Origin of the sequence: Spirosoma sp. KUDC1026, assembly GCF_013375035.1 — a bacterium.
Taxonomy (GTDB): domain Bacteria; phylum Bacteroidota; class Bacteroidia; order Cytophagales; family Spirosomataceae; genus Spirosoma.
The window spans coordinates 2,362,434-2,381,585 of the sequence record NZ_CP056032.1 but is presented as its reverse complement, the minus strand read 5'-3'; the positions used below and the strand labels follow the sequence as shown (position 1 = coordinate 2,381,585).

At 52.0% G+C, this 19,152-nt stretch carries 16 protein-coding genes; 12 read left to right on the top strand and 4 right to left on the bottom strand.

The genetic code is table 11. The annotated features are described in order from the left end of the window. Window positions 1-89: 89 nt before the first annotated feature. Window positions 90-1,085, bottom strand: coding sequence for a YhdH/YhfP family quinone oxidoreductase (locus HU175_RS10025; RefSeq protein WP_176566464.1), 996 nt, complete (start codon window positions 1,083-1,085; stop codon window positions 90-92). Between the two features lie 116 nt (window positions 1,086-1,201). On the opposite strand from HU175_RS10025, the gene HU175_RS10020 reads away from it, so the two are divergent. Both HU175_RS10020 and HU175_RS10015 read left to right on the top strand, forming a co-directional pair. After that, a complete protein-coding gene (locus tag HU175_RS10020) occupies window positions 1,202-1,549 on the top strand; it encodes a winged helix-turn-helix transcriptional regulator (protein ID WP_176566463.1) in 348 nt (115 codons plus the stop codon). Between the two features lie 79 nt (window positions 1,550-1,628). Further along, window positions 1,629-1,991: a hypothetical protein gene (locus tag HU175_RS10015; protein ID WP_176566462.1), complete on the top strand. Its 363-nt coding sequence runs from the start codon at window positions 1,629-1,631 to the stop codon at window positions 1,989-1,991. 127 nt (window positions 1,992-2,118) lie between these two features. Here the strand turns inward: HU175_RS10015 and HU175_RS10010 are convergent, their stop codons facing one another. Beyond that, the gene (locus HU175_RS10010) at window positions 2,119-2,961 is read right to left on the bottom strand and encodes an SdiA-regulated domain-containing protein (RefSeq protein ID WP_176566461.1); all 843 of its coding nucleotides are present in this window, start codon (window positions 2,959-2,961) and stop codon (window positions 2,119-2,121) included. 203 nt (window positions 2,962-3,164) lie between these two features. Between HU175_RS10010 and HU175_RS10005 the strand changes: the two genes are divergently transcribed. From HU175_RS10005 to HU175_RS09980, 6 genes are all read left to right on the top strand, one after another. Next, a complete protein-coding gene (locus HU175_RS10005; protein WP_176566460.1) occupies window positions 3,165-4,295 on the top strand; it encodes a sensor histidine kinase in 1,131 nt (376 codons plus the stop codon). Between the two features lie 52 nt (window positions 4,296-4,347). Further along, on the top strand, window positions 4,348-5,121 hold the full coding sequence (locus HU175_RS10000; protein WP_176566459.1) for a LytR/AlgR family response regulator transcription factor: 774 nt from the start codon (window positions 4,348-4,350) through the stop codon (window positions 5,119-5,121). Between the two features lie 216 nt (window positions 5,122-5,337). Then, window positions 5,338-6,258, top strand: coding sequence for an RluA family pseudouridine synthase (locus tag HU175_RS09995; protein ID WP_176566458.1), 921 nt, complete (start codon window positions 5,338-5,340; stop codon window positions 6,256-6,258). A gap of 6 nt (window positions 6,259-6,264) precedes the next feature. After that, window positions 6,265-7,134, top strand: coding sequence for a helix-turn-helix domain-containing protein (locus HU175_RS09990; protein ID WP_176566457.1), 870 nt, complete (start codon window positions 6,265-6,267; stop codon window positions 7,132-7,134). 131 nt (window positions 7,135-7,265) lie between these two features. Then, window positions 7,266-7,673 (top strand): DUF983 domain-containing protein, encoded by a 408-nt coding sequence (locus HU175_RS09985; protein WP_176566456.1) that lies wholly within the window; start codon window positions 7,266-7,268, stop codon window positions 7,671-7,673. A gap of 187 nt (window positions 7,674-7,860) precedes the next feature. After that, the gene (locus HU175_RS09980) at window positions 7,861-8,712 is read left to right on the top strand and encodes a hypothetical protein (RefSeq protein ID WP_176566455.1); all 852 of its coding nucleotides are present in this window, start codon (window positions 7,861-7,863) and stop codon (window positions 8,710-8,712) included. A 103-nt stretch (window positions 8,713-8,815) separates the two neighbouring features. On the opposite strand, the gene HU175_RS09975 is transcribed toward HU175_RS09980, so the two are convergent. After that, window positions 8,816-10,246 carry a Gfo/Idh/MocA family protein gene (locus HU175_RS09975; RefSeq protein ID WP_176566454.1) on the bottom strand — a complete coding sequence of 477 codons (1,431 nt, stop codon included), beginning with the start codon at window positions 10,244-10,246 and terminating at the stop codon, window positions 8,816-8,818. A gap of 279 nt (window positions 10,247-10,525) precedes the next feature. Between HU175_RS09975 and HU175_RS09970 the strand changes: the two genes are divergently transcribed. Beyond that, window positions 10,526-11,632: a carboxylate-amine ligase gene (locus HU175_RS09970; protein ID WP_176566453.1), complete on the top strand. Its 1,107-nt coding sequence runs from the start codon at window positions 10,526-10,528 to the stop codon at window positions 11,630-11,632. A 73-nt stretch (window positions 11,633-11,705) separates the two neighbouring features. Here the strand turns inward: HU175_RS09970 and HU175_RS09965 are convergent, their stop codons facing one another. Next, window positions 11,706-12,674, bottom strand: coding sequence for a sterol desaturase family protein (locus HU175_RS09965; RefSeq protein ID WP_176566452.1), 969 nt, complete (start codon window positions 12,672-12,674; stop codon window positions 11,706-11,708). 261 nt (window positions 12,675-12,935) lie between these two features. Here HU175_RS09965 and HU175_RS09960 point away from each other — a divergent pair, with 261 nt between their 5' ends. The 3 genes from HU175_RS09960 to HU175_RS09950 all read left to right on the top strand — a co-directional run bounded on the left by HU175_RS09960 (window position 12,936) and on the right by HU175_RS09950 (window position 19,100). Then, complete coding sequence (locus HU175_RS09960; protein ID WP_176566451.1) at window positions 12,936-13,313, top strand: RidA family protein; 378 nt, start codon at window positions 12,936-12,938, stop codon at window positions 13,311-13,313. A 233-nt stretch (window positions 13,314-13,546) separates the two neighbouring features. Next, a complete protein-coding gene (locus HU175_RS09955) occupies window positions 13,547-16,300 on the top strand; it encodes a TonB-dependent receptor domain-containing protein (RefSeq protein WP_176566450.1) in 2,754 nt (917 codons plus the stop codon). A 271-nt stretch (window positions 16,301-16,571) separates the two neighbouring features. Continuing rightward, on the top strand, window positions 16,572-19,100 hold the full coding sequence (locus HU175_RS09950) for a DUF5686 and carboxypeptidase-like regulatory domain-containing protein (RefSeq protein WP_176566449.1): 2,529 nt from the start codon (window positions 16,572-16,574) through the stop codon (window positions 19,098-19,100). Window positions 19,101-19,152 lie beyond the last annotated feature (52 nt).

The following is a 19,152-nucleotide window of genomic DNA, read 5'->3' as shown; positions in this document are numbered from 1 at the left end:
AAACCTCCTACCTCTTACGTCTTTCTTCTTACGTCTTATTCTCTCTAGTCAATCTTCTTACGTCTTATTATTTCCAGTCTATCTTTTCCTTAATCCAACCTCACCACCGTGCGCCCCTGGGTTTTTCCCGCCAGCATAGCGTCCATGACGCCTGCTACGTCGCTTAGTCCTATTTCGGTCACCAGATCGTTCAGATGTGCGGGCCGCCAGTCGAAAGCCAGTTTTTGCCAGACCTCCCGCCGGGTGTCCATGGCACACTGCACTGAATCGACACCCAGCAGACTAATGCCTTTAAGAATAAAGGGAAACACCGTCATTGTCAGATCGCCCGACTGCGCCATGCCACAAGCGGCTACGGCTCCGTTGTAGTGCAACGAACGTAGCAATGTCGTCAGCACGGTGCCGCCGACCGTATCGATAGCCCCGGCAAAGCGCGCCGACAGCAGGGGTTTCGTTGATTCATCAATAAACTCCGTCCGATTGATGATTTCGCTAACTCCCAGCGTCTCAGTGAAATAATCAGCCAAGTCAATTTTACCACTAATGGCCACCGTGTCGAAACCCAGCTTTTTCAGAATCCCCAGGCTGATGCTGCCTACCCCGCCCGTAGCGCCACTGACAGCAATTGGTCCTTTATCGGGTGTCAGGCCAGCCTGGAGTAATTTGTGAACACACAGGCCAGCCGTCAGTCCAGCCGTACCATAGGACATGGCCTCGCGTAGGCTGAGTCCCTCTGGTAGTCGGATGCACCAGTCGGCGGGAACGCTGATGTACTGCCCTAGCCCACCCCAGGTGTTCATTCCCAGATCGAAGCCCGTCACAATCACTTCCTCGCCTTCCTGCCAGGCCCCGCTCGCGGAGCGGACCACGGTTCCGGCGGCATCGATACCCGGTACGTGCGGAAATTTTCGTGTAACGCCCCGGTTGCCGGCTCCCGATAGCGCGTCTTTGTAATTTATAGACGAGTAATGAACGCGGATCAGCGTGTCATTTTTGGGCAGCGCATCAAGCTCGAGGGACTGAACCTCTTTGCTGAACGAACCTTCTTTCTCCGTAACCAGTATTCCTTGAAATGTATTTTCCATACGAATAAACGTTGTGTAACGACAGCAAGGTAGTCAATACATCTGCTGGCAGTCAAGCCGTTACATTTTATACACCTGGTTCACGTTTATTCACTACTGCTAAGAATCAACCAGTTATGTCCGAAGAAATTTCTGAAAAGGAATACGAGTGTCCTTCTGATACGTTTTTGCAGGTACTGAAAGGGAAGTGCAAAACAACGCTGATCATGCTGATTCAGCAGCGACGTAATCGGTTTGGAATGATGCGCGACGCCCTGCCGACCATCAGCGCCCGGATGCTGGCCAAACAACTCGACGAGCTGGAACAGGACGGTATTATCTGGCGTAAGGTATTTTCGGAAGTGCCGCTGCACGTCGAATATTACCTCACCGACTATGGACAGTCCCTGTATCCTATCGTGCGGGAAATGCGTCGATGGGGGTATATCCACCAGGAAAAGCTAAAAACCAACTCTAAAAAATAAGAAGTAATTACCGACTAGGATATAAAACAATCATACAGCCTGTCAGTTTATAATACAGAATAAACATACAAACAGAATCATGAAAATTGCTGTAGAAAAAGGACAGGATAAACCACTGCTGGCCGACGGCGTCCATACCGTTACGATTACCAGCATTGACGAAGGCACGAGCGAGCACAAAAATATTCCCTTTTTTGCCTGCCGTTTCGAGAATGAAGACGGCTACGTATCGCACCGGTTCTATCAGTCATCGGCTGGTATGCCCAGCATTATCAGCCTGTTTGAGATGGCCGGCATCAACGTAGAAGAAGGTAAAGACCTGGATACCAAACAGCTGGTTGGCAAACAGGTTGACATTGAAGTGGGTGAGCGCTCCTACACCGATCCGGAAACCGGCAACGAGCGGACCCTCAAACAAGCCATGAATTTTCTGGTAAGTTAAGCGGCCATTCAGATTATCTAGAAGAGGCAGTAAATACAGGTATGAGGATTTTGTCTTCCTGACGCCAGAAGAGATGATAAAAAACCAACCAAGTTGAACCAGCCGCGCTCTTACCCCAAGGGCGCGGTTATTTTTTGTACGTAAACGTCAGGATGTAACCCTTCTTACCGTCACCCTCGCTGGAAATATACATATCTCCGTTCGGCGCAAAACAAATACCCTCGGGCTGGCGGAATAGCTTAGGATCGAGCGGAATAGCCGACCGGATCTTCCCCTCAAAATTCGTAATCACCAGCCGCTTGGCTACCGAACTCAGTACGTACCACTCGCCTGTAATCGGATGAACCGCAATGCCCGACGGCTGATATTTTTTCGGATCGATTCCCACTTCCTTCAGCTGAACGTCATTAATCTGGTTGTCTTTGTAGACCGTCCGGTGTCGTATGTCATACGAATAAATTGCCTTGTCGCTACGCTCGTTCCCCTTTTTGACGGCAATCAGAAGCCGGTTCGTTTTGGGGTTATAGCCCAGTCCTTCCACTTCTGTTTTTTTCGGCAGGTCTGTTGGTACCCGGCTTATCTGCGTCGATTCGGGTTTGAAGCGGTGTAAGGTTCCGTTGCTTTCCAGTGCGTAGATATCTCCGTTTACGTACTCGATGCCTTCAAAATCGCCGTATCCGCCAAAACCGAAGTCCTTCATTATTTTCTGCTTTTTCGTGTCGAAGACGTAGACAACGGCGTTTTCGTCCTCTACGCACAGCAACTGATCGTTTTTATAGTACGTCAGCCCCGAAATCTCCTCTAGTTCTTTAGGCAGTTTGGTTTCTGCATCGGGCTGGTTTATAGTATAAGGGAGTTCGAACGGCGCCGATACCCGCTCGGCAGCGGGCTGTTTTGTCTCACTGGGCGTCGGGTTGCAGCCCGCTAGCAGCAGGCAGGTCATATAAAGAATTAACTGACGAACAGGCATAGAACAGGCAAATGAAAGGCCTAAATAAAGCCTGATTCCTTCATCTGCCAACCCGGCAGCGACTTATTTTTACCGCTATTTGTTTAGCATATCGACTTACAGGAGACTATTCAGTCATTCGGGAGACGAATCCGGTCATTCCCCTGCTTTCTTTTTTGCGCACTGGTCATCCTGTTTAGTTTTGTTGCGAAATCTGCCCTCCGATGACGTACCGTTTGTCGACTCAGCAGAAGTGGCAACTTGCGCTGAGCGTTTTTGTGGTTTATCTGCCGATTCGTATTTATATCAATACGACGGAATTTAACTGGGCGCTGGTGACCAAGAGTTTTCCGTTCTGGGTGCTGGAATCGGTATTGAGCATTAGCTTTTTTTTCGCCTGGATTAACGTAACAGAGTGGCTGCACCGCAAAGTATTCCGGGGCTTCGGCGAAGGGTTTTTGATTGAACTGAAATGGCCCGCCCAGATTTGCATTCTCCTGATTGCAAGCGGACTGGCTGTTGGTTTCAATCTAGGATTTTATAACGCCTGGCGGGCGCTGGATTCGACGCTGGAGCAGCGATTCGGCTATTACCGCGACATGGATAGCTCACGACGGAAAGCAGTACCGCCCCCCGAGGTAGCCGAAGAACGGAAACGCCGAAACCGGCAGCGTTCCCGCGCCAACAACGGACTCACGGTCATTGCCATGTTGTCCGTCTTTTATCTGTCGGCCAATCGCCGGGCCGAACGCCGACTCGAAGACATTCAACTCCGGGCCGAACGGCTGGAAAAAGAAAGTGCTCAGGCGCAGTTTGCTGCCCTAAAAAGCCAGGTCAATCCGCATTTTCTGTTTAATAGCCTTAGTATTCTGTCCTCGCTGGTATATGTAGATGCCGAGCTATCGGAGAAATTCATTGATCAGTTATCGCGGGCGTATCGTTACATTCTGGAACAGAAAGACAACGACCGGATTCTGCTGAAAACTGAACTGGAATTTATTCAGGCGTACCGCTTTTTGCTCAATATCCGCTTTGAGGATAAATTCGACGTCATTGTCGATATTTCCGAAGCGGACCAGAGCCGTTACAGCATTGCTCCACTGACGCTGCAGTTGCTGGTTGAAAACGCCGTCAAACATAATCGCATGTCGGTGAAAGAGCCCCTGCAGATTTATATTGAACTGAATGGCGATGATTTGCTTGTCCGCAATAACTTACAGACACGCCCCCAACCCGATATTTCGACGGGAGTGGGTCTGAAAAATATTATTAATCGCTATGCCCTGCTGACGACCCGGCCCGTTTGGGTGGGCGAAAGCGATAGTCAGTTTATCGTTAAAATACCGCTGCTGTAACCGAAATTATCGGTCTGATCTGGCCGGATGCTCGTTTAACCAGACGTAACGCATGAATGTACTTATTATAGAAGACGAAAACCTGACGGCCAAACGCCTGGAAGGTTTGCTTCACAAATACGACGCTACGATCAAAGTACTGGCTCGAATTCCGTCAGTGGCCGAAGCCGTTGCCTGGTTCAATGCACCCGATCATCCAACCGTCGATCTGGTTTTCATGGATATTCACCTGGAAGATGATCTGGGATTCAGCATTTTCGAAAAGGCCAATCTGAAAACGCCGGTTGTTTTTACGACGGCCTACGACGAGTACATGATTCAGGCGTTTAAGGTTAATAGCATCGATTACCTCCTCAAACCAATCAATTACGGCGATCTTGTTGCCGCTATCGAGAAATACAAATCGTTGAAACAGCAGTTTGGGCAGTCCAGTAATCATGATCTGGAAACCCTGCTGCAGCTGATCGGCAAGCCCAAGAACACCGATTACAAAGATCGGTTTATGATCACGGTCGGCACTAAAATCCGGAGCATCGACACGAACGACATTGCTTATTTTTACCTTCAGGAGAAGGTCGTTTTTCTGGTGACGAACGACGGTACGCACCTGCCGGTCGATTATAGCCTAGATAAACTGACCCAGTTGCTCAACCCACGCCAGTTTTTCCGGATCAGTCGCCAGTTTCTGGTGTCGCTGCCCGCCATTCAGACGATTCATACCTTCTCGGCCGGAAAACTTAAGCTGGATATGCATCCCAAAGCTCGTCAGGACGTCTTCGTCAGTGGCGACCGGATCACCGAGTTCAAGGAGTGGCTGGGTAAGTAGCTTTGTTTTTTGACTGGATTACAGAGTTCTCAGTGGATCAAAATTCGGCTAATACGCCCGGCGGTCACCGTGGCGCGGCCCGGCTGTACTCCTATCAAAAAAACCTTGTCCTCTGCTCGTTTAGCACCGGAAACCCATTCGGTTCCCGTCTGCGTTGTACCTTTGCCCCATCCGTTGTTATATAAATAGCACAAGCCAGGCATCAACAGGTACCGAATGAGCAAAACTGAACAGCCCCGCGTACGCCGTGGGCAACGTACCGATACAGATTTAACCGTTTCGGCTCCAGCCGAATTAATGGCGTTTCTTGTCGAGAAGCTGCCGCATAAAAACCGGAGCAACATCAAGTCGCTGCTGAAGAATAAGCAGATTCTGGTGAACGGCAAGGTATTTACGCAATTTAATCACCCGCTTCAACCCGGACAGGTCGTTACCGTAGCGGGCAACCGCGCACCCGAAACTACCCAGTACCGGGGCCTGACGCTGCTGTACGAAGATCCACATCTGATTGTTATTAACAAGCAGTCGGGCCTGCTGTCGATGGCCAGCAATAAAGAGCGCGACCGTACGGCCTACAGCATTCTGAGCGATTACATCAAAAAGGAAAGCCCCAAGAACCGTCTGTTCATCATCCACCGGCTCGACCGCGAGACGTCGGGTGTTATGATGTTCGCAAAATCGGAAAAGGTGCAGCGGCTGATGCAGGAGTCCTGGAACGACACCATCAAAGAACGAACCTACGTCGCCATTGTGGAAGGTATTCCCGAGCCCCCAGCGGGCACGATTACGTCGTACCTGAAAGAAAGCAAGGCCCTGATTGTTTACTCCAGCCAGAATCCTGAGCACGGCCAGCTGGCTATCACCAATTATACGGTACAGAAAACAACCGAAGACGGATACGCACTCCTGGAGCTGGAACTGGAAACGGGCCGCAAAAACCAGATCCGGGTGCACATGCAGGACATTGAGCACCCCATCGTGGGCGACTCCAAATACGGCGCCAGAAGTAATCCTATTAACCGCCTGGGCCTGCACGCCCAACGACTTGCCTTTGAGCATCCGATTACCGGCGAACAAATGCAGTTTATGGCTCCGCTGCCCAAAGTGTTCCAGACTTTTTTCAAACAGCCGGAATAACCTAACGTGGCGACTCAGATCCCGACGTACCAACTCACCTCCTTTCCCCGTCACGAACCGGCGACGCTGTTTTACATGGCCCGGCTGGAACGACTGGTCGAGGAGATGAAGGGGATCGACAAAACCCACTCGCACGGGTTTTATCTCGTCATGTGGATCAGCCGGGGGAGTGGTACGCACACGATTGATTTCAAAACGTACACGGTTGCGCCCAACCAGCTGTACTTTCTAACGCCGGGGCAGGTACACAGTTGGGAGCTATCGGCAGATACGAGAGGATACAATCTCTTTTTTGAAGCTAATTTCTTCAAGAGCCGCTTCGGGAACCGGCTGCATCAGTATCCGTTTTTCCACTCGCATCAGCATTTACCGCTACTGGAAACGGGCTCGCAGTCGACTCTGTTCAGCGATCTGTTTCCCTACGCCTATGAGGAGTATGACCGGCAGCAGCCGAATCGAACTGAGGTATTCCTGTCGTTCGTCCACATTCTGCTCGAATCGGCCAACCGGCTTTATGAGGAACAACAGATCAGCCAGGACGCCCATCTATACGACCGTATCCGGCAGTACGAAGACCTGCTCGAACAGCAATTTTTAACTGTTCGCGAGGTTAGTCAGTACGCTGAGCAGATGCACCTGACGCCTAACTACCTCAACGCCATTTGCCGCAAGATTCTCGGTAAAACAGCGAGTCAGCTCTGGCAGGAACGGCTGCTTATCGAAGCGCAGCGGTTGCTGACGCATACAGCTTCGTCGGTGAAGGAAATTGCGTTTCAGCTGGGTTTCGATGATCCGTCCTATTTCGTCCGCTTCTTCCGGAAACATACCGGCGATACGCCCGCTCGCTTCCGCGAACAACTTGGCATCGATCGTTGATTTGTACCATTAGCCCCCTGGTTTGTCTTTTTTTTGCTGTGCCCCGTCCGGTACTTTTGTGGTGTTCATTAAGCTGATCAGTACCGTATTGATCGGTCTTGCTGATCACCACACGCAATTTTCGATAAGCCATGTCCAAGCCTAGCCAACTCCATAGCATTCTGTTCAACAAATGTCCTCGCTGCGACGAGGGCGACTTCTTTGTTACGAAAAGTGCCTTTAGCCGTCGTTTCGACGAAATGCACGATCATTGCCCACACTGCGGAGAAAACCTGATGCCAGAACCTGGTTTCTACTGGGGCTCGATGTTCGTAAGCTACGCGTTTTATACCGTATACATTCTGATCTCGTTCGGCATCGTTGTCCAACTGCTGCATGTTGATCTGGACTATTACCTGATCGGATTAGTACCAACGTTGATTTTACTAACCCCTTACTTTTTCCGCATGGCGCGCCGGGCCTGGCTCTCTATTTTTATCAGCCCCGCCCCAACCAAAACACATCTAACGACAGATACGGCTACTACTACCGGTAAATAAGCACGATTGTTTTACAAACGCCCCGAACTTCATCTGAAATTCGGGGCGTTTGCGTTTCTAAGTAGTTTACTGCAACGCCATTGATAAGAGTTGCGTATAACCAAGCGTATCTTCGCACTCAGCTTACGGCCTCAAAAGAATATTCTTAACCAAGCTTCATTCGTTTAATGTCTTAATTTCTACTGTCATGCCACTGTGCAGGTCGACCTTTTCGACCCTCCTCCTTTTCCTGGTATACTTTGCCACCCAGGCCCAGACTCGCCAGGCGGACACAGCCTATTACGTCACCCCCGAGTATCGACTCCCGTGGGTAAAAACGCTTTCGCTGGTTTCACCCAACTGGGAAGCTCAGAGCATGGCACATTGGTATGTTGGCTTGAGTGGTTTTGCCGGGAACGACCAGAGTCGTCAGACCGGAAATCTGAACTCGTTGGTTACTGCGGTGCCCGTCTGGAAAACGGGCTGGGATGTACTGGTAGGTTATGTCAGCCGGGGCTGGGCGGGCGAAGGCGGCTACGTACGCTCTCCAACGAATTTGAAGCTGACGGTTCCCAACAATTATCCTACCCTGGACTTTTCGTATCAGACCAGCCAGCACGCCATTTTCGGGCGACTCAAACGCCGACTGATCCGCACGAACAGGGCTGTCGGCGCCGGCATCTGGGTATCGGGAGGTGCCCGGTTAACTAGCAATACCAGCTTCCGGGAAACTGTTCTGCTCCGGGGGATTACCTACGCCCGACAGCGACAGGTGGTTGATACCATTCAGATTAATATTGCCACGCAGACCGTCCGACCGGTGAGCGGTCAGGTCGAGTTGGGTATCGATTACGCGGCCCCCATCGGGAAGCGGCTCATGCTCGACGTATTTGTCCGACGCTACTGGGGGATCGGTCAAGCGCTGGAATCGACAATGGTCTATCAGTCGAGCCGGGGCAATTCGCAGACCGCTGCGGTAACTGCCAACGGCGAAGGCTGGAGCCTGGGTTTCGGTCTTTACTACCGCTACGCCACCCGCCACCAACTGACACAACGGTAGTTTTGTCAGCTCCTGCAAAGGACCGGGCTGGCAAAATAATTCACAAAAACAAAGAAGCCCGATGGTTGATAATCATCGGGCTTCTTATCTGAAACGCAGACCGTTACGCGTTCAGGATCTTCATATTGATTGGATCCCAGTTTACTACTTTCTTCTGGAACAGGCTAATATTTCCACACTGCGTTGGTCCGCAGGCGCGTAGGCCGAACGTAGCATCCTCCACGTTTGGTTTCTTGTTTCGAATTGATTCAAAGAAGTTTACGAAGTGCTCGTAGCGGTCGCCCTGGTACCCCTTCGGCACCGAGAACTTATACTCCTTCGGATCTTCCATCTCGTAGTGCGGTGGATATTTTTCGTTATACGCTTTCACGTATAATTCTTTCTGGTCTTTCGGGAAGTTGTCGACCGACATACCGGGTGCTTTCGGGAATTTGTTTTTCCGCATCGTCAGCGTATCCATACCCAGCGACAGATCCCCTTCGGTACCCACAATCCGAACCAGATAACCACCACCGCCCCCATCGACGAAGTTCGAACGGGTTGTCAGGTTAAATTCCGGATGTTCGGCCGTTTTCGGGTAATCATAGATACTCAGCTGAATATCGGGTACGTCGCGCCCGTCTTTCCAGTAACGAGTGCCCCCGCTTGAATAAACCCGGTTAGGCCCTTTTGAGCCCGTAATGCTATGGAGCGAGGTAAGCAGGTGAACGTACAGGTCGCCCGCAATACCCGTACCATAGTCCTGGTAGTTGCGCCACCGGAAGAACCGGAGCGGATCCCAGGCACGTTTCGGCGCTGTTCCCAGATACGTATCCCAGTCAACCGTCTGGGGTGATGCATCGGGCGGAATCGAATACTGCCAGGCTCCCATAGCGCTGTGGCGGTCGTACTGCGCTTCGGCAAACACCAGTTCGCCGATCTCACCTGCTTTCAGCAGTTCCCGAGCTTTGGCGACAATGATTGAACTGCCGAACTGGCTACCTACCTGAAAGACTTTACCCGTGTCTTTGGCAACTTTAATCAGCGTGTGCCCATCCTCAACTTTCTGCACCATAGGCTTCTCACAGTAGACGTGCTTACCCTTGCGCATGGCGTCCGACGATATTTTTTCGTGCCAGTGGTCGGTGGTAGCGTTAATGATGGCATCTACGTCTTTCCGGTCGATCAGTTCGCGATAGTCGCGGGTGGTTGTCAGCGAGTCGCCCCAGAGTTCTTTGGCCCGGCGCAGACGACCATCGTACAGGTCGCAGGCCCCCACGATAGCGACACCGTCGACCATAAGCGCCGTCTGCATATCGCCCATTCCCATACCGCCCGTACCCACGAGCGCCAGTTGCACTTTGTCGTTAGCCACCGTACTGGAATGGCTCTTAATAAGATTGAGATACTGCGTTGTTGGTACGCTGCTGGATTTGGCGAGTGCTGCCGGAGCCGCAGCAGCCGCTGTGCCGGCAATACCCACTGCTTTCAAAAATGACCGACGAGATTCGTTACCCGAATGCTTGTCAGTCTCCTGATTTTGATTGTTTTTCATGCAGAACGAAGGAAAATAGGATTGGCTAAACCGCTTAAAAATACAGAAAATTTGGCGGAGGTCCTTCTTATTGGCTGTAAACCGCTGGAATTTCCGGAGAAACAGCCTACATAAAGAATTTCCGGAGCTAGCCAGCGACGCGCATTAATGGCTGCAGGACGATTAAATCACATTTTTAGCGGGTAATCGAGCCAGATACCGATTCTGGGAGTTATATCAGTCGCCAGCAGTTAGCACCATTCAGCTCGCTGGCCGTTCAACCTTAATTTATCTCGTTACGTGGCGCTGCAAAAAGAAGATTTTACCCTGGGCGTTGAAGAGGAATTCCAGATTATCAAACCCGACTCGCGCGCGCTCCGGTCTCACGCGGAGGCAATTCTGCCCGAAGCCCAGGCTGCCGTCGGCGATCAGGTAACGCAGGAACTATACCTGTCGATGATCGAAATCGGCACACCTGTCTGCCAGTCACTCGCCGACGTCCGGAAGGAACTTCGTCGGCTGCGGGGCGAGGTTATTACGGCCGCTGACAAAGATGGCTGTCAGATAGCAGCCGCGGGTACCCATCCTTTTTCCCACTGGAACAAACAGCGCCTGACACCCAAAGAACGGTATACAGACATGGCCGATGACTACCAGCAGCTCACTCGCGAGCAGCTGATCTTTGGTTGCCATGTACACGTCGGTATTCCCAATCGGGAGGTAGCCATTCAGGTAATGAATCGGGTTCGACCCTGGCTGGCATCAATGCTGGCGCTGACCACTAATTCACCCTTCTGGTTGGGTGCCGACACAGGTTACGCCAGCTACCGGACCGAAATCTGGGGCCGCTGGCCCATGTCGGGCAACCCGCACGTATTCGCCAGCCGCGCCGAGTACGACAGTCTGATTGAGGAATTGGTTGCCGTAGGCGGCATTACCGATGCGTCGAAGATCTATTGGGACGTACGCCCGTCCATGCATTACGAGACGCTGGAATTCCGCGTAACGGATGTTTGCCTGACGATTGATGAAGCGGTAATGGTAGCCGGTCTCGCTCGCGGCCTCGCCCGGACCTGCGCCCTGGAAGCCGAGCGTTACGTAGCTATTAACCACGTACGACCCGAAATTCTACGGGCCGCCAAGTGGCAGGCAGCCCGGTTTGGTCTGACGGGCGACCTGATGGATTTACAGGAGAAACGCCTGGTTCCCGCCCGCGTGCTGATCGAGAAATTACTGGCCTACATCCGGCCCGCGCTGGAGGAATACAACGAGTGGGAAACGGTAGCACAACTCGTCCGGAAGGTCATGGATACGGGTACCGGTGCCGAACGGCAACGAGCCGTTTACGAAAAGACGAACAGTTACGAGAGCGTAGTTGATTTCATTGTTACCGAAACGGCAAAGTGAGTCTGAACAACCCGCTAGAACCAGGGAAACCCGCCAGCTTGGCGGGTTTCCCTGTTTTTGACCTAAGCGTCAGCTAGGCCGCAACGGCCTGTTCTGCTTCAAGGCGCTGAGCTTTTTGCATGGCTACCTCCTTCTTGATTTTGTCGACCTTGATCGGGCTACCAAATGCCATGAACCATTTCTGCCGCAGCGTATTCGCTTCCTTAACGTCGCGAACGATATCGCTCAGTTCGTGGAAATTGATGTGCAGCGGGTTGGCTTTGTTTTCAATATTGGTCGTGATGCCGTAAATAACTTTTTCCTTTTCGGGTGTGTACGTATCGAAAATCCGATCCCAGAAAATGAACGTAGCACCGAAGTTTTTATCAATGTAGTCTTCCTGCGAGCCGTGGTGAACGCGGTGATTCGACGGAGTAGCGAAAATGTACTCAATAATGGGGGGCATCCGCCGGATGTATTCCGTATGCTGCAGAAACTGGAACAACGTAGCCAGCTGGTTCGTCACAAAGAAAATGACCGGGTGAAAACCCATCAGCATGACCGGCACAAAGAAAATTACCTTGATATACTGAATCCAGCTCAGCCGGTACGATACGGTCAGATTGTAATGCTCGGCAGAGTGGTGAACAACATGCGTCGCCCAGAAAAAGCGGGACTCGTGCGAAACGCGGTGCGCCCAGTAACTTCCCAGGTCATAAATGATGTAGCAGGGAATCAGCGTCCACCACTGCAATTCCATCCGCCAGGGAATCAAGTTGTACACGTACACCAGCAGATAGATCATGCCTACTTTGATGCCCGCTGAAATGATAAGGTTACCAATTCCCACAAGCGTTGACCCGATGGTTTCGTCCTTATCGTAATGATCGTGCTCCTGCCAGTAAGATATGCCCATTTCCAGGGCGGTAAGCAGCAACATGACCGGTACAGCCCAGACGATAATGTTCGGGGCATTCTCACTAATCGAGTTGATTGTTTCGTATGAGATTGGTTCGGCGCCAAAGAGCGACCAATTGGATAAGAATGCTTTAATTTCCTCCATGCGTGAAAACTGACAGGCTCCGACTCGTGAAAAATAAACTTGCTTAATTGTACTGGTACCTGGAGAGCCTGCTACGTGAGGTTTGAGTCGTTACTATATTGCCTATTACTCTTCAATACTAACGAATGTTCCCCATGAACTGATCTTTTTTTATAAATATTTACTGCGTCGTCCATCGCGGAAACGTTCTGATCAGCCCTAACGGCAATCATAGCCCTCCAGCTTTATAGATTTTACAAAAACAAATCCCCGAATAACCCAATGACAATTATCGAGTCTTCAGATCTGCCAGCCGCGAATGGCCATTACTCCCAGTGCATTGTTTTCAACAAGGTTCTCTACGTTTCCGGTCAGCTTCCGGTCGATCCGATCAGCAAAACCGTCCCGGCAACCATCGAAGCCCAGACTGACTTGGTACTCAGCAAAGTAGATACGATTCTGACAAGCGTGGGAGTCAGCCGGAACGAGGTAATTCAGGCGCGGATCTACCTTGACGACATTGCGCTGTGGGATCGGGTCAACGAACGGTATAAAGTCTTTTTCGGCGATCACAAGCCCGTTCGCTGCATCGTTCCCGTCAAGACACTTCATTATGGCTGCCTGATTGAGGTCGAAATAACGGCGCAGGCCGAAAAATAAATAACCAGTCCAAACCAGAGTTTACCCAAAACCAAAGAGGGAAAAATGGGTTTGATGACAGCTGACATAGACTGCTCAATTTTGTATTTTTCCAATTAATCCTATCCCTTTCTTTCCCCAGCGAAACAGCCCCATTCAGCAAGGAAAAAAGGGCATTCAGACAGATAATTTTTGGGTACCATAGGTAGGTAGCCAATTTTGAGCAGCTAATTGACTTAAGGTACCAACTCGTTATGAAAACGATTTTCCTTTCTTTACTGGTTGCCAGTTCCCTGACCGCGGCTGCTCAGATTCCGGCAGGCACAACCATTCCAATGGGACCAGGCGATACAACCAGACTGAATCGACGCCCGGCAGGCCCCAGACCTGCTAATATGCCCGGTACGCCGGGCGACTCCGTGCCCCAGCGCCAGGCACCCGCGCAGGGAGGGTTCAGCATTGACCCCGCAACCAAAGGCAACGGTAAAATTTCGGGGGTGCTGATCGACTCAGTTAGTAACAAACCGGTTGAATTTGCCACGATCGCGCTGCTGAACCCGGAGACCAATAAGCCTATTGATGGAACAACCACCGACGTTGACGGCAAGTTTTCCATGACCAAGGTAGCTCCGGGAAAATACCGGCTGTTGTATTCCTTCATCGGCTACAAAGACAAACGCTCAAACCTGATCACCATCGAACGGGGAACCGAAATCGACCTGCGTTCGATAAAAATCAGCCCTGACGTTCGGACCCTCCAGGAAGTCAATGTAGTCGGCCAGGCCGCTCAGATTGAAGAAAAAGTTGACCGGCTCGTTTACAACGCCGAGCGGGATATTACGTCTAAAGGGGGCGATGCCAGCGACATTCTGCGGAAGGTGCCTATGCTCTCCGTTGATATGGATGGTAACGTGACCCTGCGCGGCAGCAGCAACATCCGGGTACTGATCAACAACAAGCCCAGCACGATTATTGCCAGCAGCATAGCCGACGCGCTGAAGCAAATCCCGTCGGACCAAATCAAAACAGTAGAAGTGATCACCAGCCCATCGGCCAAGTACGACGCTGAAGGATCGGGTGGGATTATCAATATTGTTTTGAAGAAGAACAACCTGCAGGGTGCTACCCTGAACATCGACGGGGGCGTGGGTAACCGCGGCACAAACCTGAGCCTGAACGGAAACTACCGGACGGGTAAAATGGGTTTCTCGCTGGGCGGTTTTGGCCGGGCCGAGTACAACGTAAAAGGCTCCTTTTATAACGACCAGACGACCCGTTCGTATGATTTGCTGACCGATACGTTCTCCGAACCTACCCGCACCGTTCAGTCGGCCAATACGCTGAGTCAGCGGCTGTTCGGCAACTACCAGCTCGGCTGGGATTACGACATCAACAAGACGACCTCCCTGACCGCCAGCCTGCGCTACGGTGCCCGGAACGGTATTCAGAACCAGTACAACTTATTGACGACGACCTACCGGCCCTCGGCGTATTTCCCAACCCAGAACGACCGGAACGTGGAAACCAAAGACCTCTCGGGTACGGTCGATGCCAACCTTACCTTCACGAAGATATACAAACCCCAGAAAGAACTCAGCGTGCTGGCCCTGTTCAGCCGCAACAACCGCACGAATAACTTCGTAGCTGACATTCTGAGCAACGCCGATTTCGAAACAATTACGTCGCGGCAGCGCAACGACAACCTGAGTTATAACCAGGAATCGAACCTGCAGGTCGACTTTCAGACACCCATTAAAGACAACCAGTTGTTCGAGATTGGCGCCAAAGGCGTATTCCGGAATGTAAACAGCCGCTACCAGTATTACCTGGCCACGGGGGCGGATGGTGCGTATCAGACTGATAATACCCGGCCGTCCAATACGCTGATCTACGACCAGAACATTGCGGCTTCGTACCTGTCTTATACGTATTCCAGCAAAACGAAATACACCATCAAGGCGGGGCTGCGCTACGAGTACACCTTTGTCAACGCTCGTTTCAGCGACGAATCGACGGGTGAAGCCGATCAGATTCCGAATTACGGAACGCTGGTGCCGAGCGTCAACATCTCGAAAGCGCTGAAAGGGGGTAAAATTATCAAGCTGGCGTACAATCGCCGGATTCAGCGGCCGGGTATTCAGTTTCTGAATCCGAACACGAATTACTCGAACCCAACTAACATTACGATGGGCAACCCGTACCTGGCCCCTGAATTTACGGACAATGTCGAGTTCGGTACCAGTACCAATATCAAAGGATTGTATCTGAACACAACGCTTTTTGCGCGCCGGACAACCGGCGAAATTACGGCCGTACGCGAAGTAACAGCCGTAGCGGGGCAAGGCTTTGGTGATGTAGTCAACCCGGTTTTGCAACAGGGCATCATAACGACCTACCAGAACATTGGCTATCAGGATGCATACGGCCTGAACCTGTTCGCGAACGGTACACTCTTCAAAAAATTACAGATTGGCGGAGGTATCGACCTTTACCATGTCAATCTTACCAATAACAGCGACAATCCGATCTACGCTGCCTCGAATTCAGGCTGGGTAGTAAGTGGCCGTATCAACGCCAGTATGGCACTGGGCAACGGCTGGGCCTTCCAGCTTTTCGGCGGTGGCCGGGGTAACCGGGTGCAGCTTCAGGGTAATCAGGGCGGCATGTACTTCTACAACGTTGGGATGCGTAAAGAATTCAACGACAAACGAAGCAGCCTTGGCCTGGCTGGTGAGAATATCTTCAACCACCCGTTCACGCAACGTACCAATCTGTCTTCGCCTATCCTGACCCAAAGCTCCCTGAACAGTTTTTACAACGCAGGTGTCCGGCTGACCTTTAGCCATCGAATTGGTAAGATGAGCGTCGATGGCCCACGGCGTCGGCGTGGTAACGGCGATGACAGCGACCTGAAAGAAGGCGAAGGCGACCAGGGAACTGGTGGCCAGGGCGGAGGTAATGGCGGCAACACCGGTGGAGGTGGCGGCCGACCCCGCGGCCAGCGCTAAGAACCCTATCTGACTTACTCCTAACTACCCTGATCATAACGACCCCAACGGAGCTTTTCCGATTGGGGTCGTTGCTTTTAGTACTAACTAAACCCTGAATTCATGCAACGACTTCCGACTGGCTGGCGTACAGACTAATAGCCCCCGCAAAGTCGTATAACAGGATTTATTACGGTTTCTTTTTCATCTTTTCGGGCTTTTTACCCTTTAGTAAACTCAGTTGACTACAAGTTGGTTATCCTCCCGATTACTCGGTTATGATCTAGTGCTGATGAAGCCACTCCTACCTGTTTTTTTCCTTCTGGTTTCGTGCTTGTGCCTGTCAGCATCGCTTCAGGCCCAGTCTCCTTATACCATCAACGGTCGTATTACCGACGCCATTACGGGCGAGGGGATTCCATTTGCCAGCGTCGCTCTGAAAGGGCAGAGTTCCGGTACTACGTCTGACGCTGACGGTCGTTATTCGTTCTCCGTCAGCAAATTATCCGACTCTGTTTTAGTTCTTAGCCTGGGCTATCGAACCCGTTCGTACGCCCTGTTGGCGCAGCCCAGCCAGACCGTTGATGCACAACTGCAGCCGGCCGCAACCAGCCTACAGGAAGTACGCGTATACGCCAAAGGGGGTGATCCGGCTTACCGCATTCTGCGCGAGGTGGATAAGCGTCGGGACCAGTTCAACCCGGCCCAGCTGAGTGCCTATCAGTACGACAGTTATACCAAGATTGAAGGGTACATCAACGACTTTAACCGGAAGCGTAAACGCAGCAGCCGATCCGGGCCACTGGGCCGGATCATTGGTAAGCTTCCGTCTATAACCGACGAGAACGGACAACCCGTCGTGCCGGTCTTCGTTTCCGAAACGTTTTCTAATTTTTACGCCCGTTCCAAACCCGAGAAAACAAAGGAACACGTATTGAAAACGCATGTATCGGGCGTTGGGGTCAGCGACGGCGGCCTGGTTTCCCAGCTGACGGGCGCATCGTTTCAGCAGTATAATTTCTACCGCAACTCGCTCTCCGTTCTGGGCAAGGACATCCCCTCCCCCATTGGCAAACAGTGGGAAACCGTATACACGTTTCAGCTGAAAGACACGGTGCAGGTGGGCAGGTCAGTTTGTTACAAAATTGACTGCGCGCCCAAACGCCCTACCGATCTGGCGTTTACGGGTACGATCTGGATCGACACCACACAGTACGTACTGGCACAGGTTGACGTACGCGTCGACAAGCGGGCCAATATCAACTTCGTCGATGAACTGCATCTGGAGCAGGATTGGGAAGCCCTGCCATCCGGGCTTCATTTTCCCACACAGACGCAGGTGACCATCGACACCGACCAGCCCGTTCCGAACGCGCCGGGGGCGCTGATCCGGTTTTTCACGTCGGCCAGCAGCCTGGTCGAGAATCAGCCGAAAGAGGTCGGTTTCTACGACCCGAGCATTGAACTGGCCGACGATTATAAAGTCACCGATCCGACGTTCTGGCAGAGTGTACGTCCTGAATCCTTGTCAAACAGCGAGTTACGGGCTATGCAGGTCGTTGATTCCGTTCGGAACGTACCGATCGTGAAAGTAGCCGGTGAGATTATCAAACTGGGTGTTATTGGCTACAAACCCATCGAAGCGCTGCATATCGATGTCGGCCCGTTGCTCTATTCCTACGCCAACAACAGTGTGGAGGGTAACCGTTTCCGGCTTGGGCTACGTACCAATACCGGCTTCAGTAAGAAGTGGCTCCTGAGCGGTTATCTGGCTTACGGCACCCGCGATCAGCAGTTCAAGTACAGTGGCACGATCGAATACATCCTGAATCGCAAACCCTGGACGGTGCTGGGCGTACGCTCCACCTACGACCTGGATCGGGTGGGCGTATCGACCGATAATATCGGTAACAACTCCCTGTTTGCGGCTTATACCCGCTTCGGTACGTTGCGACGGCCCTATTTTCAGGAAGAAAATCTGGTGTATTTCCGGCGCGAGCTGGGAAAAGGATTTACGCAGACGCTGGCCGTTCGTAACCGCACGTTCGAGCCCCTGTTTCCTTTTGCCTTCCGCCCGCAGCTGAATGACGATAACCAGGCCGTCCGGGATGCGTATCGCGTCACGGAATTTATCTCCGAAACGCGCTTTGCCCCCGACGAGGTCATGCTTCAGAACGACAACGTTCGGGTGAGTGCCGGGGCCATTCGAAAGCCGATCCTCACGTTACGGTACACAATGGGCATACGTAATGTTCTGGGCAGTGATTTTACGTACCACCGCGTGGCCCTGAATATGAAACACTCCTTCCGGATGGGCGTGCTTGGCCGTTCGTTCTATACGATCGAAGGCGGCATTATTCCATCGCGCGTACCCTATCCGTTGCTGTACACGCCCCTGGGGAACGAATCGCTTTTCTACGTCGGCAATGCCTACAACCTGATGAATTACTTTGAGTTCGTTTGCGACCGCTGGGCGTCGGTTCAGTTCGAACACAATTTTGGCGGGCTGCTGTTCAACCGGCTTCCTGTCCTTCGTCGGCTGAAATGGCGGGAACTAGTAACCGCCAAAGTGCTGGTCGGCAGTACGTCGGCGGCCAATATCGCCACGATTCCGCCGACCGATGCGCGGGGGAACGCTGTTGAGGGCTTCAATACGCTTAACCGCACACCTTACGTTGAACTTGGCTATGGTATTGACAACATCTTCAAAGTGCTACGTGTTGATGCCGTCCATCGGCTTACCTACCGCGACAACCTGAACCGGACGGGTATCCCCGTTACGCCCTTCGCCATCAAACTATCGGGCTGGCTGAGTTTCTAGGCCGCCCGAACATAGTTGTAAACCGCGGGCGCCGATACAGAACAGTAATCGG